Origin of the sequence: Xenorhabdus thailandensis, from assembly GCF_037996785.1 — a bacterium.
Taxonomy (GTDB): Bacteria; Pseudomonadota; Gammaproteobacteria; order Enterobacterales; family Enterobacteriaceae; genus Xenorhabdus; species Xenorhabdus griffiniae.
Window position 1 is genome coordinate 51080 of record NZ_JBBMXF010000016.1, and the last position, 25576, is coordinate 76655.

General features: G+C 38.5%; 25 protein-coding genes, 4 tRNA genes and 1 pseudogene. 16 read left to right on the top strand and 14 right to left on the bottom strand.

Features of this window, described 5'->3' with window-relative positions:
• Positions 1 to 60: 60 nt before the first annotated feature.
• The 3 genes from AAC853_RS15895 to AAC853_RS15905 are packed head-to-tail and all read right to left on the bottom strand — an operon-like array spanning position 61 to position 2322.
• A complete protein-coding gene (locus tag AAC853_RS15895) occupies positions 61 to 567 on the bottom strand; it encodes a DUF1543 domain-containing protein (protein ID WP_338885194.1) in 507 nt (168 codons plus the stop codon).
• A gap of 11 nt (positions 568 to 578) precedes the next feature.
• Positions 579 to 1367 carry a PhzF family phenazine biosynthesis protein gene (locus AAC853_RS15900; RefSeq protein WP_340615127.1) on the bottom strand — a complete coding sequence of 263 codons (789 nt, stop codon included), beginning with the start codon at positions 1365 to 1367 and terminating at the stop codon, positions 579 to 581.
• Positions 1368 to 1422: 55 nt separating this feature from the next.
• Positions 1423 to 2322: an IS982 family transposase gene (locus tag AAC853_RS15905; protein WP_340614201.1), complete on the bottom strand. Its 900-nt coding sequence runs from the start codon at positions 2320 to 2322 to the stop codon at positions 1423 to 1425.
• Positions 2323 to 2579: 257 nt separating this feature from the next.
• On the opposite strand from AAC853_RS15905, the gene AAC853_RS15910 reads away from it, so the two are divergent.
• From AAC853_RS15910 to AAC853_RS15920, 3 genes are all read left to right on the top strand, one after another.
• Positions 2580 to 3011, top strand: coding sequence for a hypothetical protein (locus tag AAC853_RS15910; protein ID WP_340615128.1), 432 nt, complete (start codon positions 2580 to 2582; stop codon positions 3009 to 3011).
• Positions 3012 to 3021: 10 nt separating this feature from the next.
• Entirely contained in the window at positions 3022 to 3321 is a 300-nt protein-coding gene (locus AAC853_RS15915; RefSeq protein ID WP_340615129.1) for a hypothetical protein, read from the top strand.
• Between the two features lie 217 nt (positions 3322 to 3538).
• On the top strand, positions 3539 to 4000 hold the full coding sequence (locus AAC853_RS15920; protein WP_340615130.1) for a hypothetical protein: 462 nt from the start codon (positions 3539 to 3541) through the stop codon (positions 3998 to 4000).
• A gap of 111 nt (positions 4001 to 4111) precedes the next feature.
• Here the strand turns inward: AAC853_RS15920 and AAC853_RS15925 are convergent, their stop codons facing one another.
• From AAC853_RS15925 to AAC853_RS15935, 3 genes are all read right to left on the bottom strand, one after another.
• Positions 4112 to 4756 carry a LysE family translocator gene (locus tag AAC853_RS15925; RefSeq protein ID WP_340615131.1) on the bottom strand — a complete coding sequence of 215 codons (645 nt, stop codon included), beginning with the start codon at positions 4754 to 4756 and terminating at the stop codon, positions 4112 to 4114.
• Between the two features lie 102 nt (positions 4757 to 4858).
• Positions 4859 to 5794, bottom strand: coding sequence for a LysR family transcriptional regulator (locus AAC853_RS15930; protein ID WP_340615132.1), 936 nt, complete (start codon positions 5792 to 5794; stop codon positions 4859 to 4861).
• A 152-nt stretch (positions 5795 to 5946) separates the two neighbouring features.
• Complete coding sequence (locus tag AAC853_RS15935; protein ID WP_340615133.1) at positions 5947 to 6888, bottom strand: Kdo(2)-lipid IV(A) acyltransferase; 942 nt, start codon at positions 6886 to 6888, stop codon at positions 5947 to 5949.
• A gap of 108 nt (positions 6889 to 6996) precedes the next feature.
• Between AAC853_RS15935 and AAC853_RS15940 the strand changes: the two genes are divergently transcribed.
• Together AAC853_RS15940 and trhO are read left to right on the top strand one after the other, a co-directional pair.
• Positions 6997 to 7134 carry a hypothetical protein gene (locus tag AAC853_RS15940; RefSeq protein WP_340615134.1) on the top strand — a complete coding sequence of 46 codons (138 nt, stop codon included), beginning with the start codon at positions 6997 to 6999 and terminating at the stop codon, positions 7132 to 7134.
• Positions 7135 to 7234: 100 nt separating this feature from the next.
• Complete coding sequence (gene trhO, locus AAC853_RS15945) at positions 7235 to 8293, top strand: oxygen-dependent tRNA uridine(34) hydroxylase TrhO (RefSeq protein WP_338885202.1); 1059 nt, start codon at positions 7235 to 7237, stop codon at positions 8291 to 8293.
• Positions 8294 to 8444: 151 nt separating this feature from the next.
• On the opposite strand, the gene AAC853_RS15950 is transcribed toward trhO, so the two are convergent.
• Complete coding sequence (locus AAC853_RS15950; protein WP_340615135.1) at positions 8445 to 9050, bottom strand: LuxR C-terminal-related transcriptional regulator; 606 nt, start codon at positions 9048 to 9050, stop codon at positions 8445 to 8447.
• A gap of 297 nt (positions 9051 to 9347) precedes the next feature.
• Between AAC853_RS15950 and AAC853_RS15955 the strand changes: the two are divergent.
• Positions 9348 to 10471 (top strand): annotated as a pseudogene (locus AAC853_RS15955) (ISAs1 family transposase).
• Positions 10472 to 10512: 41 nt separating this feature from the next.
• Here AAC853_RS15955 and bssS read toward each other — a convergent pair.
• The 3 genes from bssS to AAC853_RS15970 all read right to left on the bottom strand — a co-directional run bounded on the left by bssS (position 10513) and on the right by AAC853_RS15970 (position 12362).
• A complete protein-coding gene (gene bssS / locus AAC853_RS15960) occupies positions 10513 to 10767 on the bottom strand; it encodes a biofilm formation regulator BssS (protein WP_338885204.1) in 255 nt (84 codons plus the stop codon).
• 239 nt (positions 10768 to 11006) lie between these two features.
• Positions 11007 to 12059: a dihydroorotase gene (pyrC, locus tag AAC853_RS15965; RefSeq protein ID WP_340615136.1), complete on the bottom strand. Its 1053-nt coding sequence runs from the start codon at positions 12057 to 12059 to the stop codon at positions 11007 to 11009.
• Between the two features lie 227 nt (positions 12060 to 12286).
• A tRNA-Asn gene (locus AAC853_RS15970) sits at positions 12287 to 12362 on the bottom strand.
• Positions 12363 to 12649: 287 nt separating this feature from the next.
• On the opposite strand from AAC853_RS15970, the gene AAC853_RS15975 reads away from it, so the two are divergent.
• From AAC853_RS15975 to AAC853_RS15985, 3 genes are read left to right on the top strand one after another with little or no spacing between them, the layout of a single operon-like run.
• Positions 12650 to 12973, top strand: coding sequence for an antibiotic biosynthesis monooxygenase family protein (locus AAC853_RS15975; RefSeq protein WP_340615137.1), 324 nt, complete (start codon positions 12650 to 12652; stop codon positions 12971 to 12973).
• Positions 12966 to 13358 (top strand): amino acid-binding protein, encoded by a 393-nt coding sequence (locus tag AAC853_RS15980; protein ID WP_340615138.1) that lies wholly within the window; start codon positions 12966 to 12968, stop codon positions 13356 to 13358. The genes AAC853_RS15975 and AAC853_RS15980 overlap by 8 nt, the downstream gene beginning before the upstream one ends.
• Position 13359: 1 nt before the next feature.
• Complete coding sequence (locus tag AAC853_RS15985; RefSeq protein WP_340615139.1) at positions 13360 to 14061, top strand: ArsR/SmtB family transcription factor; 702 nt, start codon at positions 13360 to 13362, stop codon at positions 14059 to 14061.
• A gap of 230 nt (positions 14062 to 14291) precedes the next feature.
• Here the strand turns inward: AAC853_RS15985 and AAC853_RS15990 are convergent.
• The 4 genes from AAC853_RS15990 to AAC853_RS16005 all read right to left on the bottom strand — a co-directional run bounded on the left by AAC853_RS15990 (position 14292) and on the right by AAC853_RS16005 (position 15884).
• Positions 14292 to 14367 (bottom strand) — tRNA-Asn (locus AAC853_RS15990).
• Positions 14368 to 14631: 264 nt separating this feature from the next.
• Positions 14632 to 14707, bottom strand: a tRNA-Asn gene (locus tag AAC853_RS15995).
• A 450-nt stretch (positions 14708 to 15157) separates the two neighbouring features.
• Positions 15158 to 15233 (bottom strand) — tRNA-Asn (locus tag AAC853_RS16000).
• A gap of 135 nt (positions 15234 to 15368) precedes the next feature.
• Positions 15369 to 15884, bottom strand: a complete 516-nt coding sequence (locus AAC853_RS16005) for a YlaC family protein (protein WP_338885209.1) — start codon at positions 15882 to 15884, stop codon at positions 15369 to 15371.
• Between the two features lie 516 nt (positions 15885 to 16400).
• Between AAC853_RS16005 and cspE the strand changes: the two genes are divergently transcribed.
• From cspE to motB, 7 genes are all read left to right on the top strand, one after another.
• A complete protein-coding gene (gene cspE, locus AAC853_RS16010; RefSeq protein ID WP_047766586.1) occupies positions 16401 to 16613 on the top strand; it encodes a transcription antiterminator/RNA stability regulator CspE in 213 nt (70 codons plus the stop codon).
• A gap of 797 nt (positions 16614 to 17410) precedes the next feature.
• Positions 17411 to 18109, top strand: coding sequence for an MgtC family protein (locus AAC853_RS16015; protein WP_338885210.1), 699 nt, complete (start codon positions 17411 to 17413; stop codon positions 18107 to 18109).
• Positions 18110 to 18315: 206 nt separating this feature from the next.
• Positions 18316 to 21015, top strand: a complete 2700-nt coding sequence (mgtA, locus tag AAC853_RS16020; RefSeq protein WP_340615140.1) for a magnesium-translocating P-type ATPase — start codon at positions 18316 to 18318, stop codon at positions 21013 to 21015.
• A 1593-nt stretch (positions 21016 to 22608) separates the two neighbouring features.
• Positions 22609 to 22959 carry a flagellar transcriptional regulator FlhD gene (gene flhD / locus AAC853_RS16025; protein WP_074019618.1) on the top strand — a complete coding sequence of 117 codons (351 nt, stop codon included), beginning with the start codon at positions 22609 to 22611 and terminating at the stop codon, positions 22957 to 22959.
• A 2-nt stretch (positions 22960 to 22961) separates the two neighbouring features.
• A complete protein-coding gene (gene flhC, locus AAC853_RS16030) occupies positions 22962 to 23543 on the top strand; it encodes a flagellar transcriptional regulator FlhC (RefSeq protein ID WP_338885212.1) in 582 nt (193 codons plus the stop codon).
• A 132-nt stretch (positions 23544 to 23675) separates the two neighbouring features.
• Positions 23676 to 24557 (top strand): flagellar motor stator protein MotA, encoded by an 882-nt coding sequence (gene motA / locus AAC853_RS16035; protein ID WP_338885213.1) that lies wholly within the window; start codon positions 23676 to 23678, stop codon positions 24555 to 24557.
• 2 nt (positions 24558 to 24559) lie between these two features.
• Positions 24560 to 25576 (top strand): flagellar motor protein MotB, encoded by a 1017-nt coding sequence (gene motB, locus AAC853_RS16040; protein WP_340615141.1) that lies wholly within the window; start codon positions 24560 to 24562, stop codon positions 25574 to 25576.

The following is a 25576-nucleotide window of genomic DNA, read 5'->3' on the forward strand; positions in this document are numbered from 1 at the left end:
TGGGAGACGATGCTATGTGGGTCAGCAAAGTCTATTTGCTGACCATATCTAATTAATCCTTTAAATACCAATAGGACGATATCCTTGCCATTCAGGTTTATCTGGCTGACCGTGAGGATTTTCAGTTAAATGGATATGATAGCCACTGACTTGTCTAAGGAGCAGGCAATCATCAACATCTTTCAGATTATCTTTATGTAATTGACCATAACCAAGCAGTAAACTTTCTTTGGCTTTTTCTTTCGCTTCTTCTGCTGAACGAGCGACAAAGAACCCGAATTCATGGGCTTCTGCGAGTGAGTCTTTTTGGTAACCACCAAGGTTTACAAAGTAGAGCCGCATTTCTCCGTGATATTCATTATGATTGATTGCAATATCATAGCCGTCAGCCCACGTTAAAGGCATGTAACCATCCAGATGAAGTTTATCTTTATCACCAAACCAAACTTCGCGTAACAGAGGGTAAACTTCTTCTATTTTTTCTACTACAGCAAATTGGACATCGTGAACTTCAATATTGGATTTTCCAGCATTTCCACCAAGATAGAACATGTATAATTGAGACATTTTTTCCCTGCTTATATATTTTCTAGCAATATCTCACCGTGTGAAAAGAGCTTCGCTTTACCTGTCAGATAAACACGATCCCCATTTATGCGACACAGTAGTTCACCGCCTCGTTCGGATAATTGACGGGCATAAAGTTCAGTCTTATTGAGCCGTTTTCCCCAAAAAGGGGCAAGAACACAATGGCTAGAACCTGTAACAGGATCTTCATTGACACCTTTAGCTGGCGCAAAATAGCGAGAAACAAAATCAGCAGATGAGTCACCGAGAGCGGTAATGGTAAGTCCTGGCAAGGGTAGGGAAGCAATTTTATCAAAATTGGGTTGGGTATTGAGGATTTGTTCTGCGGAATCCAAAACACAAATATAACGATCATGTGAAGCCAAAACTGCGGAAACATTTTGTCCCAGGGCGTCTTGTATGACAGGGATGAGGTCATTTTCTTCATGACAATCGGCGATAGGAAAATCCAATGTAAAAACACCCTCTTGGTGAGAAACTCGGAGTTCACCGGAGCGGCTTTTGAATGTAAGCAACTTTTCTTGAATGTTGCGATGGGTTATAAGGACAAACGCAGTCGCCAGCGTTGCATGACCACATAAATCGACTTCGACTTTAGGTGTAAACCAACGTAGATGATTTTCTACCAGAAAAGCGGTCTCTGGCAGGCCAATTTCAGCAGCGATAGAAATTAGTATTTCATCTGCTGGCCATTTATCCAGCAGAACAACCGCAGCAGGGTTGCCAGAAAACGATTTTTCTGTAAAGGCATCGACGTGATAAATAGGATATGGATGCATCAGAATCTCTCTTAATTTTTATAATGAAAAGCCAAATATAACGCGATGCTCAACTTTAGCTCCCTATAACATGGGCTTGTTGAAGCCAGTCGCGTTGACTTTTACCTTGTTTAAAATTGGCAAAAATACCCAGTGTATGAGAAAGCAGTTTTCTGGCTATTCGATTACTCAAATGCCACAAATCCCGTGCCCAGCACTTCTCGATAGCAAATTGCCCAGCGAGTTGACCAATGACGGTTTCAATTAAGCGCCGTTTGGCATTAATGCGCTTTCTTGTTTCTCTGGGGACTGGGTCATCCATATTGGCACGCACCGGGGCTATCATTTCAATACCCGACTGCTTCATTTCCTCTTGAAATTCAAAACCTAAATAACCTTTATCGCCGAGCAAACAGCCTTTTATTGGGCTAGTCAAGTCCCAGACCGCTTCACGCTCACTGACATTGGCGGGCGTCAATGTGAATCCCGTTACTACGCCAGTTTCATCTATCATGAGATGCCCTTTAAAGCCGTAGTAAGTTTCGTTTTTGGCGGCGCAGTACCCATAATCAGCTTGTCCTTTAAAGCTGGCACTGCCTTTCGCTCTTTTGAATCCACAGATGGGCAACGGAAATCCGTCGACAATATGTACCGGCCTATCGAACGCACCCAATAACCTCGCCAGCTTTTCTTGCAGCTTTTGTTTAACAGCCCAAAGATTCGCAACCTGTTTAGCAAAATTGGCGCGTGAACCCAGTCCCGGAAACCACTCGCACCAGTGATCACGAAAGTACGTCCAAATTCCTTTATCCGTTGAAAAGCCTAAGAATTCACCTACCACTTCCATCGTGATGGCTTCCGCATCGCTCAGCTTAGGTGGGTATCCCCGGCTTCTGAATCGAGAGCTTTGCTGTAACGCCGTTAAATTATCGTCTACCCAACAAAACACCCAAATGATAAAATCTTGCTGTGACATAGCCTTTGTTCCTTTATTTCTCTCAGTTTGGCGACTTAAAGTTATAAAGGAGCGGCTATGTCATTTCAACTCACCATAAAAGTCGAGCATCGCGTCAAATATAGAATGTTGAAACCTTATTGATTTGTAAAGAGTTATTTTGTTTGATTGCAAAGTACACAGAAATTGTAGTGTTGACCTTAGGTGATAATGGTTATTAAATAATAATTAGTTGTTATAGTTACACTAAGGACGAATATGAAAATTAAAGGATACTATTGCCTGTTTTTATTTTGTCAGTGTGGTTTTCTCAGGCTCTGGCTTTGGATTTAAGCTACCAGGGCGATATACCCGCAGCTAACAGACCTTCAGAAGAATACCTGAAAAAAACGTTCAGTTTGGACAGTTCTGACTACGAAAATTGGAATATGGAGAAACTAGCTAAAGGTAATACCTTAGCTGGGAAGCAGGAGAGGAAACTGCATAAGTATGATGATAAATTTGAGAAAAAGAGGCTGGGACTTCCTCATGATTGGTATGCGCAGTACTCTGAGGATTATCCAGTATGCAACAGCAAAACCTTAGACCGGAGATGCCGGGCTTTAGTATGCAACAGAAACATCTTAGACCAGAGATGCAAAGATTTTGGTATGCAAGCTCAAGCTAAACGTTTGGCTGAAAGCCAAACGTCATTATCATATCCTCATTAAGGAAAAGTATATGAAAATTAAAGGATCTTATTGCCTATTTTTTATTTTGTCAGTGTGGTTTTCTCAGGCTCTGGCTTTGGATTTAAGCTATAAAAGCGATATACCCGCGGATAACAAACCCTCAAAAACGTACCTGAATAAGAGGGACAAATTGCACGATGGAAATTGGGACAGAGAGAAATTGGCTAAAGATAATACCTTAGCAGAGAAGCAGGAAAATGAACAGAAAGAGTATAATCATCGCTCTTCTGGTTGGTATAGCTCGAACAACTTTAGCTTTAAGGATTATCCTCCCAAGACGCAAATCTAAAGCGAGATATAGAACGCTTTATGAAACAAAACTGACCGTATTCAGGGGGAAAACTAAACGTTATTGCTATAGGACAACAAACCAAAAGAGGTTTGAGATTTTATTAATTGAGCCCGCTGCCGTTAGCGAAAACTTAAACTTTCTCTGAAGCCACGATGCACAATATGATAACGATTATTAATAATAATTAATTATTATAGTTCTAATAAGGAATGATATGAAAATAAAAGGATCCCATTACCTGTTTTTTATTTTGTCAGTGTGGTTTTCTCAGGCTCTGGCATTAGATTTAAGCTACAAAAGCGATATACCCGTGGATAACAAACCCTCCGAAGAATATTTGAAAAAGAGGGATACACTGGATAGTGGTAATTGGAACACCGATAAGCTGGCTAAAGATAATGCCTTAGCCGAGAAGCGGGAGAATGAACAGAAAGAATATAATGATAAATTTCATAATCATCACAGTGGACTTGATAAAGAAAGCTGGAAACTTTCTTATGATTGGAATGATCAACAGCTTAAATTTGCCCATAAGCCACAAGACGACATTATGCATCATTTCAGAGAGCAGGGTAAACGTCGTTGCTATAGGGAAACAAGGCAGAAATTAGAGAAAGAGCAGGGGAATGGCTATTCTTATGCTGATATTGCCGACGCCTGCTCTTCTTACTATTAAGTGAGTTAACACAGGCTTAAACTTGTGGCTTGAATGTAACAAAAACTAAGAAATAGTGTGCAAGGATGCTAAAAATAGCGAAAGGATTCGTAAATTTAGCAGCAAAAGGTATTAAACGATTGGCAGGCGCTGATCAATACATAAGTTGATGGCTAATGCTATAAATATCAAACTGGTGATCCTATTAAGAATAGTTTGTACGGATGGTTTACTGGATATCATTTTATTTAAAAATCCGGACAGATAGGATATGAACGTAAATACAGTAAACGCAATTACGACAAATATTAAACCTAGATATAATAATTGAAGCGATACTGGAATAGCGATTGTATTGTCAGTAGTAAACTGAGGCAGAAAAGCCAAAAAGAAAATAATTACTTTTGGATTTGATAGATTCATAAACAAACCTTTCTTAATGAGTTTTTTTGTGTCATTAAAACTTTTGGTGTTGCTTTTGAGGTGAATAGGCTTTGCCTTGAAGGCTCCCCAAGCCAGATAGGTTAAATAAAATACACCCAATAGCCTGATAATTTCAAAGGCCAGCGTATTGGCTTGTATTATTGCTGCAATGCCTAATGAAACTAAAAAGGTATGTATTACTAATCCAATACATAAACCAATGGTAATTAATATTCCATATTTGCATCCATTTATTGCAGACTGACTTAAAACTAACAGATTATCAGAGCCTGGCAAGAAGCATAGGAAGGTTGAAAGACTGATGAATGTAACAAGTGTTTCTATGGAAAGCATATTTATTGCCATTATAAAATCAAAAGTAATTGATGTTACCATCTATATGAAAAAGTGTTGATTATATTACTGTAACAAAGTCATCTATAAAAGACGAAAAATCTACTTGCGGGTATGAATTAATTTCATACCATGTTCGATAGTTCTTTCAAGATGCGTTTTGATCAGAGGAAAACAGATATCCCTAAACCATCTATGCTCTGGATCTTGGTGATGTTTTGCATGCCATAGCAAATAGTATTGTTGTGTTTTAATATCAATAGGTAAGCGTCTTATTTGTAAATCATAGTCTTGAGCAAAATCAGCCGCAATATGCAGTGGTATGGTTAGCATGGTGTCTGTTTTTAACAATAATTCAATAGCCGCTTGGAAAAAGGGAACTGTAGCGTAAATGTGGCGATTTAGGTTCATCTCTGCTAACGTGTGATCGACAGAACTGTCTTTATCTCCCCCACCACTAATCAGAATATGTCGGCCTTCTATATAGTCGTTAATAGTTATATCGCTATTAGCTTTGGAGTGTGTATCTCTAAATGCGATAACAAGCTGATCTTCAGCCATCATTTTACCGTATAAATTATCAGGTATCGTGTCGGCAATGGTTGCGACTAAATCAATATGTTGCTCAGCAAACTTATTTAATTTGTCTTTGTGCCACAATTTATATTCAATACTCACGTTAGGCGCATCAACTTCAATGTTAGAAATTATAGAGGGTAAGATGGCTTGGGCGACATAATCACTGGATGCTAAAGTAAATTTTCTCTTACAAAGGTTTGGTTCCATTATTTCTGGTGCATAGAGGTTATCTAATTGCCACATCAATGCTGGAAGTTTTTCTTTCAATTTTTCGCCTTTTGGGGTGAGAATAAATTGATTTGCTTCTCTCACAATAATTTTGTCATGAAAATCCTCACGCAGTTGATGTAATATTTTGCTCATTGCTGATTGTGTAACACCTAATTGTTTTGAAGACTCAGTTAGGTTAAGTGTTTGCAATATTGATACTAAAGCTGGTAATAATTTGTAATTATTCAAGATGTGCTTTCCATGAAATTAAATATCTAATGATTATAATAATTTTATGTACTTAATGGGGTTCCTGGATAAAATACCACTAAATATTCCTGACTTAAATACGAGGGAAAATATTGGCTGTTACTTAGGGAGTAACAGCCAGATGATGTTTATCAGTGAATATTATCGTTGTCACCATACAAAGATGGCATACCTTTAGGGCGAGTTTTGAAACGGCGATGTAACCACATATATTGTTCGGGTGCCTGCATAATTTCTTTTTCGATCACTTTATTCATGAATGTTGCTGCTTCTGTTTCATCTTGCAGAGGAAAATTTTCTACCGAGGGCTGAATAATTAACTCATAACCCTTTCCATTGGGTAACCTTCGCGGCGTAAAAGGGATCAGCGCAGGTTTGGCCAAACGGACGAGAATTGAGGTCCCGGTCGTAGTTGCCGCGTGTTCAACAGCGAATAATGGGGCAAATACACTGTTACGTGAGCCATAATCGTGATCAGGGGCGTACCAGACAATTTCACCATTTTTTAAGCATCGGATCATGCCCTTAACATCTTTTCTGTCCAGCATGTATTTATTGGAACGGAGACGTCCCCAAGTTTGTAGCCAATCCATGACAGGATTGTCATTGGGACGATAAACACCAATACCTGGGTTTAGCATACCAAAAATACGTGCTCCCAATTCCAGCGTTAAAAAATGGATACCAATGACAATAATCCCCTGGCCTGTGGATTGCACTTGTTGGATATGCTCCCGTCCAGTAACTTTAAACCAACGCTTGATGCGCCAGTCAGGCCAAAACCAGGCCATCCCTGTCTCAAACAGACCCATGCCAACAGATTCGAAATTTCTGACTAGCCATTCCTGTCGTTTCTCTGCTGGCATATCAGGGAAACAAAGTGCCAAATTGCGTTCTGCAACTTTGGCTCGTTTTTTTAAGAAACGTAGTGAAAGTCGCCCAAGTCGAGTTCCCATCCAATAAATCGTTGGATAAGGTAGCAAAACCAGTAAATAAAGTATGCCAATACCTAGCCAGGTCAGCCAGTAGCGGGGATGTAAAAACGAACGACAAAAAGGAGGAGCTTGTATCATGTGTTTTCTGTATGTTATTTGTTATCTTGAATCGGTTTCAATCTGTCGGAATTATAGAAGCCCAAGATAGACTCTAAAAATCGTATTGGCGTATTGTGACACCTTTTAGTGAAATATCGAAATTTTGTGGCACTCAATAGTGAATCTGAGGGTAACTTGTTTGCCAAATCCACTGTTTGGCAAGGTTTTGCTATCCCTGTCCTCGTAGTCACCATCCCACTGTATTGGCGTGATGGAAAAGCATAAATCACTATCCGCTAACGGCCATTTTCGTTATGATATCCAACCACCAATGGAACGACCATTGAAGTTTTTATTTTTTAATCGAAATTCAGGAAAGTACACCATGCCAGTGTTACATAACCGTATTTCTAACAAAGAGTTGAAAGAACGCATGTTGGCTGAAATTGAGCCGCGCACTACCATCTCTTTTTATAAATATTTCACTATTTCCGCACCACAGGCTTTTCGCGATAGTTTGTATCAAAAGTTTACTGAGTTATCTGTCTTTGGGCGGGTTTATATCGCTAAAGAAGGTATCAATGCACAAATTAGTGTGCCTTCCAAAAATGTCGATGCGTTGAAAGCATTATTGGATGAGACCGATCCGGCATTATGTAATCTGCGCCTTAACATCGCGTTAGAAGATGATGGTAAATCATTCTGGGTACTGCGCATGAAAGTGCGTGAGCGCATTGTTGCAGATGGGATTGAAGATGAAACTTTTGATGCATCTAAAACAGGCGAATATCTGAAAGCGGAGCAGGTCAACCAAATGTTGGATGATCCTGATACTGTCTTTGTCGATATGCGTAACCACTACGAATATGAAGTTGGGCATTTCGAAAATGCGATTGAGGTTCCATCAGATACGTTTCGTGAACAGCTACCAATGGCTGTAGAAATGCTGAAGGACAATAAAGATAAAAATATTGTTATGTATTGTACTGGCGGAATTCGTTGCGAAAAAGCAAGTGCTTATATGTTGCATAACGGCTTTAACAAAGTCTACCACGTAGAAGGTGGTATTATTGAATATGCCCGTAAAGCGAAAGAACAAGAATTGCCAGTTCGTTTCGTTGGCAAGAACTTTGTCTTTGATGAGCGTATGGGTGAGCGTATCACTGAAGATGTTATTGCTCACTGTCATCAATGCGGAGCGACGTGTGATAGCCATACCAACTGTAAGAACGATGGTTGCCATTTATTATTTATCCAATGTCCATCTTGTGCAGCGCGTTTCGAAGGTTGTTGTAGTGATGCTTGTCGTGAAGAGATGAAGCTGCCAGAAGAAGAACAGCGTGCCCGTCGTGCAGGAAGAGAGATTGGGGCTAAGATTTTTAATAAATCTCGCTATCGATTAAATGATGGTTTGAATATTACATCACTACAATCTATTAAATAATAGTAGTGCTTTAAGTCGTAATCGCTCCCATCTTTCAAACCAAAGCATTATTCATCACTTATCCCATTTACATAGCTTGTTATGTGAATGGGAATCACTTTATTGTCGCTGATTGGCAACTTGAGAACTATTAACCATAAATAGAATCAGTTTATTCAAAGGGTAAACAAAAATATTTAAAGATATTGTAAATAAAAAGTAACTCTATTTTGTTAGAAACGCCTATTTTTTCTATAATATGTCTCTTATGAGAATAAACTGTACTATTGCTAATTTTTAATATTTTGGCGATTTTATGGGTGTCCATTTCTAACATCCAATAATAGATGATACGGTTTTCTTGATGGCTAAAAATAGAACTATATACACTAAAATTAGAGAAATAACGTTGAATATCGAATGATGCTATTTCTTTTAGGCGTTCAAGCAATATCGTTAGTTCTTTTTTGGGTAATATAAAATCCTTATGTGTCAATTGGATAGGTGTTTTCTTGGTGGGGTATGTTTTGTCTATATAAATATAGATACGAACATTATAAACTGAAGAAACTAATAATTTTAGTTGATTACAATATTCACTGTAGTAACCATAATTGGTTAAATTTACCAAAATAACATTTGGAGAGAAGACAGATAAAATATTTATGGCATCACGTATTGATACAACGCCTAAAGAGAGGATGCCTGTATTTTCTTTTAGAGATTCAATAATCCCCAAACGTGTATAATGGCATTCATCAATGATTAATAGTTTCATTACTTGAACATCCTTGTCCTACTATAGTTTTATTTAAATGATCAGTTTGATAGTTAAGCATTAGATGGATGAACACTGATGTATAATACAATATTATGAAAAATAATAAACCATATGGATAATTTTACTGGTGAATATATATTCAGTTGTTTGTTTGGGACACCCAATATATTGAGTGTCCGAATGTGTTGGAAGTGTTAAACCAGGGTGAGAGCGTGAATTTTTTGTTAACAAAATTTAGGGTTGACGGATAAGAAAAAACATCATCTCATCCTTCTTTTTTTAGGAAGTATTCTCATGAGCATCAATGCCTTTTCTCAATATTTCAGTACGTTAACAGACCCTCGCCAGTCGTCTAAGATCAGTTATCCTTTGTTTGATATCCTTTTTCTGGCAATTACATCCATCATCGCCGGCGCGGAAGGATGGGAAGATATTGAAGATTTCGGCGAAACGTATCTGGACTGGTATCAAAAAAAATCACTTTTCCCGAATGGAATACCGGGACATGATTCTATCGCTCGACTTATTTCTCGTCTCAATCCTGTTGAGTTTCAGCACTGTTTTATCCAGTGGGTTCAAGGGATTAATGAACGTTCTGAAGGGGAAATTATCGCCATTGACGGGAAAACATTGCGGGGAACTTATCACGGCAAGGATCGGCAGTCGATGTAAGTGCGTTTGCCACCCAGAATGGCGTTGTGATGGGGCAATTGAAGACAGACAAAAAGTCCAATGAAATCACTGCGATCCCTAAATTACTCCGTTTGCTGGATATCAAAGGCTGCCTGATAACGATTGATGCGATGGGATGTCAAACGAAGATTGCGGAACAAATTGTGCAGCAAGAAGGTGACTATCTTCTGGCGGTGAAAGGCAATCAGGAAACGCTGTATCACGCCGTCAAGAAGGCGTTGTCTGCGCAAGTCTCAGCAGTGAGTCATGCCGAAAATATCACGATAGAACAAGGGCATGGTCGTATAGAAGCGCGTGAATATCATGTATTGTCTGCACAAGCGTTATCTCAACCATTTCCTGAATGGAAAAACTTAAAAAGCATCGGCGTAGCAATCGGGTATCGAATTAATAATAAAGGAAAAGAGTCGCTCGATTATCGTTATTACATCAGTTCAGCGGAGCTAAACACGGATAAATTTGCGACCGCTGTCAGGAGCCATTGGGGGATCGAAACACGATTACATTGGGTTCTTGATGTCACTATGGGAGAAGATGCTTGCCTTATCCATCGGGGAGAATCGGCTGAAATATTGGGATGTATGCGTCATATCAGTGTCAATATGTTGCGGGCAGAAACAACCAAAAAAGCGAGTATTCGCCGAAAACAACGGCTTGCGAGCATGGATATTAACTATCTGGACAAGGTATTAGTCGCAGGATTTACGGTGTTGGGCAAGAAGTGAGCATTCACGCTCTTGCCCTGAGTGTTAAACCTATTTATTTGTTAATGTTTAATACGATCAAGTTGGCTGTATTCTGAGGATTCTATTTTTTCAATCCCAGCTTGTAAAATGAGGATAAGCTGTTTAGCTACGCCTGTTGTTAACCATAACGTTTTGTCAAAATTGACATTTTCTGCTGTTTGATCTTGGGTGGATGAGTAATGAAGACGTATCATCATGGCGTCATAGGCATCGACAGTGCTGATATCCCAGCCTACAACAGGGTGTGTTTGAATTATTTCATTTTCTTTTCCCATATAACCTCCTAATCAGACTACAGAATCATTATTAATATAATTGACTAAGAGCAGAAGGTCTCATCTAAGAAGAGCCCTTAGCAGTATAAACCTTTTTAGTAATCTAAGAAGTGAAAAAAGCAGGTTTTTTTGCATTAGGCCTGGAGAGGAATCATTGCAAGGCTACTGCTGTCTTTTATCAGGTCGGGGATTGTGCGGAAATTGTTCTTTATTTCCGCACATGAAGAGGAGTGCTAAAGTTACTCACATACCCTTACATCCCATCCTGCATCTTCCCCTGCAAGGAATGGAATCAACTTTTCATCACCACATTCGATATATTCAACAACCGGAGTTGGTTTACGGGTAAGTTCGATAAAGCCATCATTAATCGGCAAACCGTAAAATGCAGGGCCATTCAGGGAGCAGAAGGACTCAAAATATTCCATTGCTCCCATTGCTTCAAAAACAGTCGCATAGGCCGCCAGGGCAGTTGGGGCATTGAAAACGCCCGCACAGCCACAAGAAGATTCTTTGCGGTGCAGTACATGAGGAGCAGAATCTGTACCTAAGAAGAAGCGGTTACAACCACTGGCAACTGCTGTTTGGAGGGCTTCTTGGTGAATATTGCGCTTTAGTATAGGTAAACAGTAAAGATGGGGGCGAATACCACCAACCAACATGTGGTTGCGATTGAACATCAAGTGCTGTGGTGTCAACGTCGCACCTAATTTATCGTTGCCTTCAAGAACATATTCTGCGGCTTCTTTGGTTGTAATATGCTCGAAAACAATTTTTAATTCAGGGAATTGCTGGCGCAATGGTTCCATTACCTGTTCGATAAAGCGCGCTTCACGGTCAAAAATATCAATATGAGAGGTGGTAACTTCCCCATGGATCAGGAGTGGCATACCTATTTTTTCCATGGTTTCCAATAATGGGTAGATTTTTTTGATATCAGAAACACCGTGACTGGAGTTCGTTGTTGCGTTGGCAGGATAGAGTTTGCAGGCGGTAAAAATACCTTCTTTATAACCAAGCTCAATTTGGTCGCTAGTTGTTGAATTTGTCAGATAACAAGTCATAAGAGGTTGGAAATGATGATCTGATGGAGTCGCTGCAATTATCCGTTCCTTGTAGGCTTTGGCACTGGCAACATCTGTCACTGGAGGGACAAGGTTGGGCATGACGATAGCTCGGCCAAAAAAACGGCTGGTGTGGGGGACAATCGTTTTTAGCATATCACCATCACGAAAATGGACATGCCAGTCGTCAGGACGGCGGATTTTAATTGTATATGATTCAGTGGTCATGGAACCGGCTCCAGAATATAAATGAAAAATGATGGATGCTGATTCAGCAATCCTTAAGCCGGAGGAGAATGATAAAGTGAAAATAGCTAAATAGCTATTATTGAATGATAATATTCTCTAAGTTTTTAATAATTAGAATGTTAAGATTATTTAGTTAGGGTATTCAGAGGGAATTATTGTATCAAAAAAGAAAAAATAGAAGTAACAACACGAGGGTGAATTGAATTTGGCTCCTCCAGCTGGACTCGAACCAGCGACATACGGATTAACAGTCCGCCGTTCTACCGACTGAACTATGGAGGAACTCCTTCAAGACGGGGCGAATATTAACGGCATTTTTTGCGTTTGTCAAAGCAGAAAATAGCAATAACTGTTTGATTGGCGAGTATCTGTGCGTTATGTGTGTTTTTTGACTAAATCTAACTGAGTTATGGTAAATATAGGCAAGGCAGAAGTAGGATTTTGCCAGCTGAAAAAGAGATTGGCTATATTGTCTATCTCAAGTTGCACTCATACTTTGCTCATTAACGAAGTATTCAAAGCTGAAAACGGTAAGGTCATGTTTTGTCTATACACTAAAAGGATAGAATATGATCGCAGTACTTTTTGAGGCAGATGTTGTTCCTGCACAACAAGAGCGTTACCTCCAGCTTGCTGCCGAACTGAAACCGTTATTAGCTGATATTGATGGGTTCATTTCCATAGAGCGTTTCCAAAGCCTGGCAACGCCAGGAAAGATCCTTTCGTTGTCTTGGTGGCGAGATAAGAATGCCATCTTAATGTGGAAGAAAAATTTCTTTCATAAGGCTGCTCAGACTGAAGGACGAGAGTCGATCTTCTCTTTTTACCGAATCCGCATTGTACACGCTATCAGAGACTACACTTCAGAAAACAGAGGAAATACAAATGTATGATATTCATGTTATTTTTAGAAATATCCCCGGTGAATTGGCCTCTTTGGGGATTATCCTTGGACGAAATGGTGTAGGACTTGAAGGTGGTGGTGTGTTTTCCGTGGCTAATGAAGGCCATGCGCATTTTCTTGTTGAAGATGGTGATAAGGCCAAATCTATACTTGAAAAGGAGGGATTTCAGGTTCAGAGCATAAACAAACCGTTGATCAGAAAACTCAAGCAGGAGCGTCCTGGTGAACTGGGAGAAATAGCAGTAACATTAGCTGAAAATGGTGTCAATATTCTGGTTCAATACAGTGATCATTCAAATCAACTGATCCTTGTTACAGATAATGATAATGTTGCAAGCAAGTTGACAGAAAAATGGGCGGTTATTCCTGAATAAAATGCTTAAAAACGTTGGGTTACTGGATGATAGTGACACACTTGAACGCTCTATGGCAGCCGTAGCTGCTGCCATATCAGACTTTTCTCGTGTAAAAATTCTCTGTGCATTGATGGATGGACGTGCATGGACAGCCACAGAATTGAGCGTGGTTGCTGATATTACTTCTTCTACAACAAGCGCCCATTTGTCCCGGCTTGTAAGTGGGAATTTGATTACTTGCCTTTCTCAAGGTCGTCATCGTTATTATCGTCTGGCTGGGAAAGATATCGCCGAACTTCTTGAGAAGATGATGAGTATATCATGGCATAGGATTTCGCCAGTCAAAACTCGTATTCCTTCCTTGTTGAGAATTGCCCGAACGTGTTATGACCATTTAGCTGGTGAGGTAGCGGTAGAAATTTATGACTTCATGGTTAGTGAAGGCTGGTTTAATGTTGATGGAATATCAATAACATTGGAAGGCCGAAAACAATTCCAGCAGTTAGGCATTGTGTTTGATCCAAAAACGAGGCGCAAAGAATGCTGTGCCTGTCTTGACTGGAGTGAGCGACGATTTCATCTTGGAGGTTACGCTGGTGCTGCTTTTTTGATTCATTGCGAACAAAAGGGATGGTTAACCAGAACTCAGGGGTTTAGGGAAGTTAACATCACTTCAGATGGAAAACGGGTTTTTAAAAAATTGTTCAATGTAAGCGTATAATCCGTTAAGTACACCTTTTTCAGAAAATGAAACAATCAGATTTATATCTGTTTTAATCATTGCGTGGTGAAGGGGTTCAAACAATTTTATTTCGGCATAAGGAAAGTTTAGTCATTGCATTTACCAAACTGGTGTGATTTCGAATTGTTTTTAGTGAATGAAGGAAAAGAGGTAGTTGTTTGATAGAAACGAAAAAAGCAGACTTTAGTCAATGTCTGCTTTCTTTAAATTGGCTCCTCCAACTGGACTCGAACCAGTGACATACGGATTAACAGTCCGCCGTTCTACCGACTGAACTATGGAGGAACTCCGTTTAACTGGCTCGAATATTAACGGCATTTTTCACATTTGTCAAAGCAGAAAATAACAATAAGTGTTTGATTGCTTGTAATATGTACTTTTGGGTTGCTTTTGATTCTGTTTGTATTTTTAACATAGATAATTACGTCGGCAAAGCAACTTGAAATAAGAGAATAGAGATGGTGAATAAATATGATTACTACGAAAAAATAATCAGTACTCAAAAGAAAAAATCCCGACTAGCAAAGTTAATCGGGATTTTCAAGAATTTGGCTCCTCCAGCTGGACTCGAACCAGCGACATACGGATTAACAGTCCGCCGTTCTACCGACTGAACTATGGAGGAATTGATTTGTTCCTGAGAACGGAGCGAATATTACAGTGAATGGTTTTATGTTGTAAAGTAAAAAAATTAAAAATAGAACCAATTGTTTTGTTTTTCGTCAGGGTGGTGTTTTTTTGTTGTTTTTGTTTAAAAAACATCTTTCAAATTGCAAGACTATTCATTTTTTCTTTTTTATTGTCCTTTGTTTATCTTGGAAAAACTAAACGTATTTATTATTTTTACCTTTTTTTAAAATCCTAAGTAAACAAAACGAGATTTTGCAAACTAGATATGTGCAGGATTATTGTTCAATAAATGTAGAACACGTTGATCTTGAGAATGAGGGATAAATAAAAAAATCAGAATAAAAAAACGGCTCAGCAATTGGGAAGCCGTTCGAAAAGGTTTAGGCTAAGTTACCTTTCTCAACCTTAATATCACACTAATTTATCTAGCGAGATATTTGAATTTTGGCTCCTCCAGCTGGACTCGAACCAGCGACATACGGATTAACAGTCCGCCGTTCTACCGACTGAACTATGGAGGAATCGGGTTGTTCCTGAGAACGGGGCGAATATTAGCGATGAACAGGAATCGTGTCAACGCAAAAATTCTTTTTTCTTACTATTTGCTCGCTATGTAATCTTATTTGGTTTGTAATCGTACTATTTTGTTGAATCTATTATATTTCTGCCTTTTTATTAACCATGTTAATAGATTTGGCATAGGGTGATTGTTCTGAACAAGCGAGCATAAAGACATCATAGAAACAAATCCCTTGTTTCTTCTGCATAATATATTTGATGTCATCTTTGATTGTATTCGGTACTTGGGGATGAGTGAGTATCTTATCGATAGCTTTCTTAGAAATTTGTTCGTTGACGAACCACTCACCGTTATAGCATACACGTAAATCAAGCACATCAATATCTTCGAAATGATAGACTGGCTTGATATCAAATAGCAAAATGGCCGCCATAGCAATAAAGGCTAGAGTAAATGCAAAAAGAGACCAGGTACCGAAATAGGGAGCGTACCACATAAGCACAGCTAGAAAAGCATAGGCAATCACCATCGCTAGACATAGGTAAGGGTGTTTGCGAATAAAAATGCTGTTGAAATGTATTTTACCATCACGATGCTCTTTAAGGTTGATCCGCTCAATATCCTGAATCAATATCTGTTTTATGATTTTCATAATACTAACCCGTTTATTTATAGACTCATCAGTATAAATTGTGTCGTAAAAATTGTTGCAAAATCGTGATCGAATTGAAAGTTATAGCATTTTTAAGATTATCATGTCCTGAACCTATACCTGTATAGCAATCGCTTTAATTTATTGGGCAAATTGTTATTGTTGACAAGCAATATCTTGTTCCTTTCTTGATAATAAAAAGTTGAATAAATCAAATAAAATTATAAAAAAACCTATTTATTATGTTATTTTGTTCTAATATTGAGCGTCTGAGTTTTTTTTAAAACGATAATACATAAAAAGGTTGATATTCGCGTGCGGTCATGCGTTAATGCGTTTGGCCTGATTAACAGACCTACTTTATGTACGACATCTTGAGTTAATGCGTTATGTGTAAGTGCTATCCTTGGTAGCCTTTGTTGACCGTTTCCTTCTTAGTGCCTCCATAAGTAATAGCTGATACTGGCCAACACATGCCCGAGGTGGCGAGTTTTTTTTGATATATAGGAAAGTCAAATGTCTGACAAAATGAAAGGTCAAGTGAAGTGGTTCAACGAATCTAAAGGCTTTGGTTTCATCACTCCAGCTGATGGTAGCAAAGACGTATTCGTACATTTCTCTGCCATTCAAGGTAACGGTTTCAAAACCTTAACAGAAGGCCAGAACGTAGAATTCACCATTGAAAATGGTGCCAAAGGCCCAGCAGCAGCAAACGTGACTGCTATCTAATTTCTGCCTTTATGCCTTATTTAAGCTCGCCAGCGCGAATGCCGTGGCGGGCTTTTTGTTTTTTTTGCACCGTGTTGTTTTGCTGTATCATAAAATTCATTTTTTGTGTTCAATTCTAAAATTTCCTCAACTTATTTATTTAATTGATAAAAAATAACTTAATATTAGTTACTTAGTAAAACAAAAAACTATTTCTGTTTTGTGGAACAACCTGCCTGATTAAGGTCTTTACTTGTTAATTTTAACTGTTTATACTCCTCGCAAATTCTATTGGAGAACGATTAATTGGATAGTCAAAGTTTTTGGTTAAATAAAAAATAAACTGGTAAGCTGTTCATATCCCTTCGATTTGCTGCTTACCTGGAATGGTGGGCGGTGCTACTTTAATTTCATGGGTTGTACCTACCTAAAGAAAAATTATCTGATATTAAGGATCTACTGAGTTGGAATTCTTAGTAAGGTATTAACTGAAGGTATATTGGGAAACACATGATGTGGTCATATATTCACTCCTTATTCCCTCCGGGAACATACGACTAATCAATTATAGATTCGTTGTCAGAATATTCTATGCACGATGAAGAGATACTCTCTTCAGGTTATTTTTTACGTATTAGTTTTATAACGAATTAAAAAATCAACTAATAAAAGCTCGGTAAATGCAATTAAATGAGCCAGCCTCGTGCATGATTTTCTGCATCTAACAGATTTCAAGTTTGTACTACTCAATCAAGTTCACATTCAATAATTTGAGGGACTTAGAGTATCTCTATCCATTTGATGTTATGGAGAATACTATGTTGTTAACATCTATCGCAATGCACTTACTATCCGCGTTATGTTTTGGGGCTTTGATTGGAGCTGAACGTCAATGGCGCCAACGTATGGCAGGATTAAGAACCAACGCTTTGGTATCAACAGGTGCTGCACTTTTCATGATTACTGCAATGAGCGCTTCTGAGGGAAATCCTGATCGTATTGCTGCACAAATTATCTCTGGCGTTGGTTTTCTTGGTGCTGGCGTGATTATGCGTCAGGGAATGAGTATTCGTGGTTTAAATACAGCAGCGACATTATGGTGTTCAGCGGGAATAGGGGAGTTATGCGGTATGGGGCAATACTGGGCAGCAGGGATTGCTACAGCGATTATTCTCTGTGCAAACATTTTATTGCGGGAGATCGCGCAACGAATTAATACTCAGCCTCACCAGCAAGCCTTAGATTTAGAACAACGCTATAAGATCCATATTATTTGCGACATAAATGATGAAATCCTGGTCAGAACTTTGATTTTACAAGCACTCAATGGATTAGGTGTCAGGTTACAGTCATTGAGCAGTGCAGATGCGATTCAGCCTGATAGGCTTGAGGTTTGTGCGGAAATATTAGCCACTCCTGCGGAGCAAAAAGAAATTGAATCGATTGTCTGCCGAGTAAGTTTGGAAAAAAGCGTCACTTCAGTGAATTGGAAAATTGCGGCTGAATTACCAGCTTAGAATATTTTTTTATTACTAATTCCATAAAGTTATATCAATAAGGAGCCAATATGGACGATGTCCCTCCCTCCACACTAAATAAGGTGTTGCCTATGGAGTAAGCAATTTTATTTCTCAGATAGGTAACGCATAAAAGCTGTATATGGAAATTATCCCTGGTGAAAAAGGGATGATAGGTATTGCAAATTGAATATAGAGAAAGCGTTATGACTGAGAAATACACTAATAAATCAGCCAATTTTTTCAAGGAAAAAGAATTTATTGTCGCGAAGCGAGCTAATCAGAGTCTTGAACATATCCTTACTGATCTTAACGGCAGTACATTGGGTTTAACTGATGATAAGGCCATAGAACGTTTAGGGCAGTATGGTATTAATGAAGTTGCACATGAAAAAACACCTCATGCTTTGATGCAACTTATTAAAGCTTTCCACAGCCCGTTTACCTATGTATTGCTATTACTGGCTGCAATCAGTTTTTGTACTGAATACTTGTTGCCATCATTCAACGGAGAAGAACCAGAGCTTACGAGTGTCATTATTATTCTAATAATGGTGACATTAAGTGGATTACTTCGGTTTTGGCAAGAATATCGAACAAATAAGGCATCGGAAGCCTTGAAATCAATGGTGAATACAACAGTAACTGTTTTGAGACGCCCTTCCGATAATACCAAATCACAGAAAAAAGAGATTCCAATCAAGTACCTGGTTCCAGGAGATATTGTTTACTTATCGGCTGGAGACATGATCCCAGCAGATCTGTATTTAATCGAATCCAGAGATCTATTTATCAGCCAGGCAATTTTGACGGGGGAAGCGATCCCTATCGAAAAATATGACACGATGGCGCATGTGAATGCCAAGACAGCTCGTTCTGATAATGTATCTGAAACAGAACTACTTGAACTTTCTAATATCTGCTTAATGGGAACCAATGTGACTAGTGGTACTGCGACTGCGGTGGTTGTGGCGACAGGAAAGCAAACTTACTTTGGTTCACTTGCAAAATCTATCGTAGGAATACGGGCACAAACTGCATTTGATCACGGTGTTAATAGTGTTAGCTGGCTCTTGATCCGTTTTATGTTGATTATGGTGCCAATTGTTTTTTTAATCAATGGGTTAACGAAAGGTGATTGGCTTGATGCGGCGTTGTTTGCACTGGCGGTTGCTGTTGGTTTAACACCTGAAATGCTTCCCATGATTGTCAGTTCCAATCTGGCAAAGGGAGCGATTGCTATGTCAAAGAAAAAAGTCATTGTCAAGCGACTCAATGCAATACAGAACTTTGGCGCAATGGACATATTGTGTACGGATAAGACGGGAACACTGACTCAGGATAAAATTATTCTCCAACACTATTTAGATACGGAAGGTAGGGAAGATGCTTCTGTCCTTCATTGTGCTTGGTTAAATAGCTTTCATCAAAGTGGAACTAAGAACTTAATGGATCAAGCTATTGTGAGGTATGGATACGATAATTCAGATCTCGATTGCCTACACAGCTACAGAAAAATTGATGAATTACCGTTTGATTTTATTAGACGTAGATTATCAATTTCTGTACAAGATTTGGCTAAAAAATATCAATTGATCTGCAAGGGAGCAGCAGAGGAAATGCTATCGGTTTGCTCCTATATAAGGATAAAAGAGAAAATTATTCCTCTAACTGAAGAAATCCGCAACAATGTAATGGAATTAGTTAGCAGTTATAACGAACAAGGTTTCAGGGTATTAATCTTAGCAACCCGGGAGTTAAGTCACGATGAAGTGAAACATCCACTTTCTGTTGCAGATGAAAAGGAGATGGTGCTACAAGGTTTATTAACATTTTTAGATCCACCAAAAGAAAGTGCGGCAATGGCAATTACGGCATTAAAGGAAAATGGTGTTTCGATCAAGGTGCTCACTGGAGATAATCCTGTTGTTACAGCCAAAATTTGTCGAGATGTGGATTTAGATTCTGGAAATATTCTTATTGGCCCCGATATTGAACTAATGAGTGATGAAGACCTTTCAAAAGAAGTGGAATTAAGGTCCGTCTTTTGTAAGTTAACCCCTCTGCAAAAGTCACGTATTTTAAAATCATTGCAAAATAATGGGCACACAGTTGGTTTTCTTGGTGATGGAATAAATGATGCGCCGGCATTACGGGATGCTGATGTTGGAGTTTCAGTTGATACAGGAACTGATATCGCAAAAGAATCCGCAGATATCATTCTGCTAGAGAAGAATTTGATGGTATTAGAAGAGGGAGTAATTAAGGGCAGGGAAACGTTTGGGAATATCATCAAGTATTTAAATATGACTGCCAGTTCAAATTTTGGAAATGTATTTTCGGTATTGGTTGCCAGTGCATTTATTCCATTTTTACCGATGTTAGCGATTCATTTGCTTGTACAAAATCTAATGTACGATATTTCCCAACTATCTATGCCATGGGACAGAATGGATAAGGCGTTTTTGAAAAAGCCGCGTAAATGGGACGCAAAGAATATAGGACGTTTTATGCTCTGGATTGGTCCTACTTCGTCTATCTTCGACATCATGACTTATGCTGTGATGTGGTATGTATTTGCAGCTAACAGTATAGAACATCAAGCATTATTTCAATCTGGATGGTTTGTTGAAGGATTATTGTCACAGACTTTGGTCGTGCATATGTTGCGTACACAAAAAATTCCTTTTGTGCAAAGTACGGCAGCACTTCCTATTTTATTAACGACACTAATAATAATGGTACTTGGTATTTACATTCCATTCTCTACATTTGGTAACCTCATTGGGTTACAACCACTACCGTGGAAATATTTTCTATGGTTAATTGGAACATTAATAAGCTATTGTATCATTGCCCAAATGATGAAGAAATTTTATATTCATCGATTTGGTGAATGGTTGTAAATGATTCTCATTAAGTAATTTTTTATTCAGTATGGGTTAAAGAGAGTAATCCATACTGGATATACAACATTATGACTCGTATCATGACGGATTTTTTGCAGGAATTGGATAGGTGTTGATATTATCTTTAAGTATTAAGGATGTGTTAAAATATAAACAAAATTAGGAATGCAATAACGTTATATTTATCTTTTTCCTATTTGAATTATCAGGTCAATTATCTATTATTATTTTTCTTTAAATGTAAATGGAATGATTTTATTTTTATATCTGTTTTTATATCTATTTTATTTTTCTTTAATTTTTGACTCTTCTTTTGGTTGTATTTTATTTAGTGATATATTATCGGCTGATTTTTATTTTGTCAGAATTTTATATTTATATTTATATTTATATTTATATTTATATTTATATTTATATTTATATTTATATTCTTGTTATTTAAGTAAATTTATCTTTAGTCAATAAAGCGCCTTGTTAGAGAGTTTGGTTGTTGGTTTTTTCATGGAAGAAAGCGGCATAAAACATTTTTAAATCTTATCATTTGTGTTGTTGGTATAAAATAAATTGATTAATTTTTCTTATTTATTTTGTGTGTAAGCTAACCTGAGTGGTGAAATTATAAACAATGGCAATTTGGTTAAATTTATGTCATGAGACGACGGTATATTTATTTATTTTGTTTAGAAAAACTTATCAATAGTTGTGGCGAAAAATATGCTTGCCAGATAACAGAGGGTTGGATTTCGTTTAATTAGTAAAGCTTTGTTAGTTAGGTTTGCCAGAGAGAAGAAATGTATATGTTTTTTTATTTCAACATCATACTGTATTTTATCTTATTTTTTCTATCTGTGTGATATTTGTGCCCAATGTGGGAGTGTGCGCTTTTTTTATTCTGTTTGGAAATAGTGCGATAATGAACTAAAAATGATCATACTGATAGCTTTTCAATAACCAGTATTCACATTTAATTAATAAATTTGGCATGACTATGATCTAAATCAAGTTATAGTGGAAGATGAGCACCTACCTACATTATCAAGAAGCAAATTTTATTAGAATATTGATAATTTAACTAAAGGTAGGATTTTTTGTCGTTATTTTAGATTTGTAAGTTTAATAGATCGTATAAAACCAAAAATGGTTCCTAATATTTTTATTTAAATAATTTAACTTATTAATTGTAGACTATTTCTTGTTTTTTATTGCTTGAATAGTTAATGAGCTAGAATCATAATAAAAAGTACAGGTTTTGTGATCAAGATCACATAGTATTTAAAATGACATCTGTTCTCCGTTGTATAAGTTGATGATTCAGGAGTAAAGTTAATTAGCATTAAGAATATTCTTAATCAATTGTGGCAAGTTCATTACCCAGATGACGCAATAATACTTTTACAACCCATTACCGAAATATTTTAGAAATTGGGCGATCCCAAGAGTAATACAAAGGACAGTTACTGCTCTGGCTAAAGATGTATATTTCAGTTATGTCGGAGATTATTGAATCTCGTGCTACTGGTAATTTTGTCGTGAGTGATTCTTTGATCACTTAATTTGATTTTTTCATGTAATCGGACGGGATATATAGAAATGAGTACGGCTGAATTGCTCAAACATATTTATGACATAAATTTATCGTATTTGCTTTTGGCACAACGGCTAATTAACCATGAGAAAGCATCTGCGATGTTCCGTTTAGGTATTAGTGAATCGATGGCTGATACGTTGGCCGAGCTGACATTGCCTCAGTTAGTAAAATTAGCTGAAACAAACCAATTGATTTGCCATTTCCGGTTTGAAGATCACGAAACTGTACAGCAGTTAACTAAAGAATCTCGGGTGGACGATCTGCAACAAATTCATACAGGTATCTTACTGTCTACTCATCTTTTTCAGCAGTTATCCGCCCAGGATGACACCTCAATCAAGAAAAGAGCGTAAAGATGGTTGAAAAAAGTATCGTTCAGGAAGCGAAAGATATTCAGCTGGCGATGGAACTCATCACTTTAGGCGCGCGATTGCAGATGCTTGAAAGTGAAACGCAACTAAGTAGAGGTCGATTGATCCGGTTGTATAAAGAGTTGCGGGGAAGCCCTCCGCCTAAAGGGATGCTCCCCTTTTCGACGGATTGGTTTATGACTTGGGAACAGAATATTCATTCGTCAATGTTCTACAATGCCTATCGTTTTCTGTTGAAAAGTGGGCATTGTGAGGGAGTAGAGGCTGTTGTCAAAGCTTATCGTTTATATCTTGAGCAATGCCCTCCGACGAGTGAAGAAGGACCCGTTCTGGCATTAACTCGAGCTTGGACATTGGTTCGTTTTGTTGATAGCGGGATGTTACAGCCAACACAATGTCGTTGTTGTGGTGGAACTTTTATCACACACGCTCACCAGCCATTAAATAGCTTTGTTTGTAGTCTTTGCCAGCCCCCTTCACGGGCAGTAAAAAAACGTAAACTTTCCTCTCAACCTGCCGATACTAAATCACAACTGCTGGATGGATTTGCTCAGCAAGCTGTGTGAATTTAAATGGGAAAGTAAAATTCAGGTTACAGATTTGATCATAACCTCTGTAACCTGTCGTCATACTCTTTTTCATTATCATTTGCCCTGTTCAAATCTCGTCTGCTCACCAACTTAGCTAAAGGATATCGCGTGTTAGTACTTTTAGGATATATCGTGGTTTTTGGTGCGGTAATTGGTGGCTACTTGCTTGTCGGTGGTCACATGGGCGCACTTTATCAGCCAGCGGAATTTTTGATTATTGCAGGTGCGGGAGTTGGTGCTTTTATCGTGGGCAATAATGGCAAGGCGATAAAGGCAACACTGCGTGTATTACCAAAAGTATTGCGTAGATCAAAATACAATAAAGCGATGTATATGGATCTTATGGCGTTACAGTTTCGTTTGTTGTCAAAATCCCGCCAGCATGGGCTACTCGCTTTGGAGCGGGATATTGAAAACCCGCACCAAAGCGACATATTCACACAATATCCTCGTTTGTTAAAAGATCAGCATTTGATGGATTTTATCACTGATTATATACGCCTGATTATCAGCGGTAATATGAATCCTCATGAAATCGAAGCCTTGATGGATGAAGAGATTGAAACTTACGAACAGGAAAGTGAAATACCAGCGACTAGTTTGGCAGCAGTCGGGGATTCATTACCCGCGTTCGGGATTGTTGCGGCCGTCATGGGTGTTGTTCATGCGCTGGGAGCTGCGGATCGTCCGGCAGGAGAATTGGGCGCGTTGATCGCACATGCGATGGTGGGAACATTCCTTGGGATCTTATTGTCTTATGGTTTTGTTTCCCCCCTGGCAACACTCCTTCGTCAACGCAGCGGTGAGCAAGTCAAAATGATGCAATGTATTAAGGTGACATTGCTTTCCAGTTTACATGGTTATGCACCACAAATTGCAGTTGAATTCGGTCGTAAAACATTATTCCTAACAGATCGTCCTTCATTTACAGAATTGGAAGAACATGTTCGTCGGGTTAAATCCCCTGTACAACAAGAAGCTGAAGAATAATTATGAGAGAGAATAATGTTTCCGTCGTCAGGATAAAGAGGCGTAAAAAACATGATTCGAACCATGTTGGTGGATCTTGGAAGATTGCTTATGCTGATTTTATGACTGCAATGATGGCATTCTTTCTGGTTATGTGGTTGATATCGATAGCTAGTCCACAGGAATTGACTAGTATCGCAGAATATTTCCGTACCCCTTTGCGAGTAGCGATCAACCAAGGACAGAAGAGCGGCGATAATACTAACCCGATCCCTGGGGGAGGGGAGGATATTTTCCAACAGGATGGAGAAGTTTTCCGTCAATCTAAGGTAATTGAAATTAAAGAAGAAACGCGTCGCTTAAATCGATTACACCAGCAACTTGATCAATTGATTATTACCGATCCTCGCCTTAAAGAGCTACGCCCTCATCTATTGATTGACATGATGGATGAAGGTTTACGTATTCAGATTATCGATCGAGAAAATCGCCCAATGTTCATGATTGGCAGTTCTAAGGTCGAAAATTACATGAGCGATATTTTGCGAGCAATTGCGCCGATCTTGAACGATATTCCAAACAAAATCAGTCTTTCTGGCCATACCGATAGTTTACCCTATGCTAATGGTCAGCGGGGTTACAGCAACTGGGAGCTTTCTTCAGATCGTGCCAATGCGTCAAGGCGTGAATTGCTGATAGGTGGTTTGGATGAAGCTAAGGTCCTGCGAGTTGTGGGTATGGCATCTACTGTTAGTATGCAGAAAGACATCGATCCTAATGCGCCGGTTAACCGTCGTATCAGTATTATTGTACTAAATAAAGATGCAGAAAAAAGGATTGAACAAGAAAACAGTGGCGGTAACGCCATGACCGCTAACAATAGTATGGATATGCAAGAAGTCATCAGAATGGATTCAAATGAGGGAGCGGCTGGTCAGCAACCCACTGAACAATCCCATGTGATCATAAAACATGAAATCACAAAATCGGAGCAGCCATCATCGGTTGAACCGCCGAGTGACAATAAGATGACAGAGTAA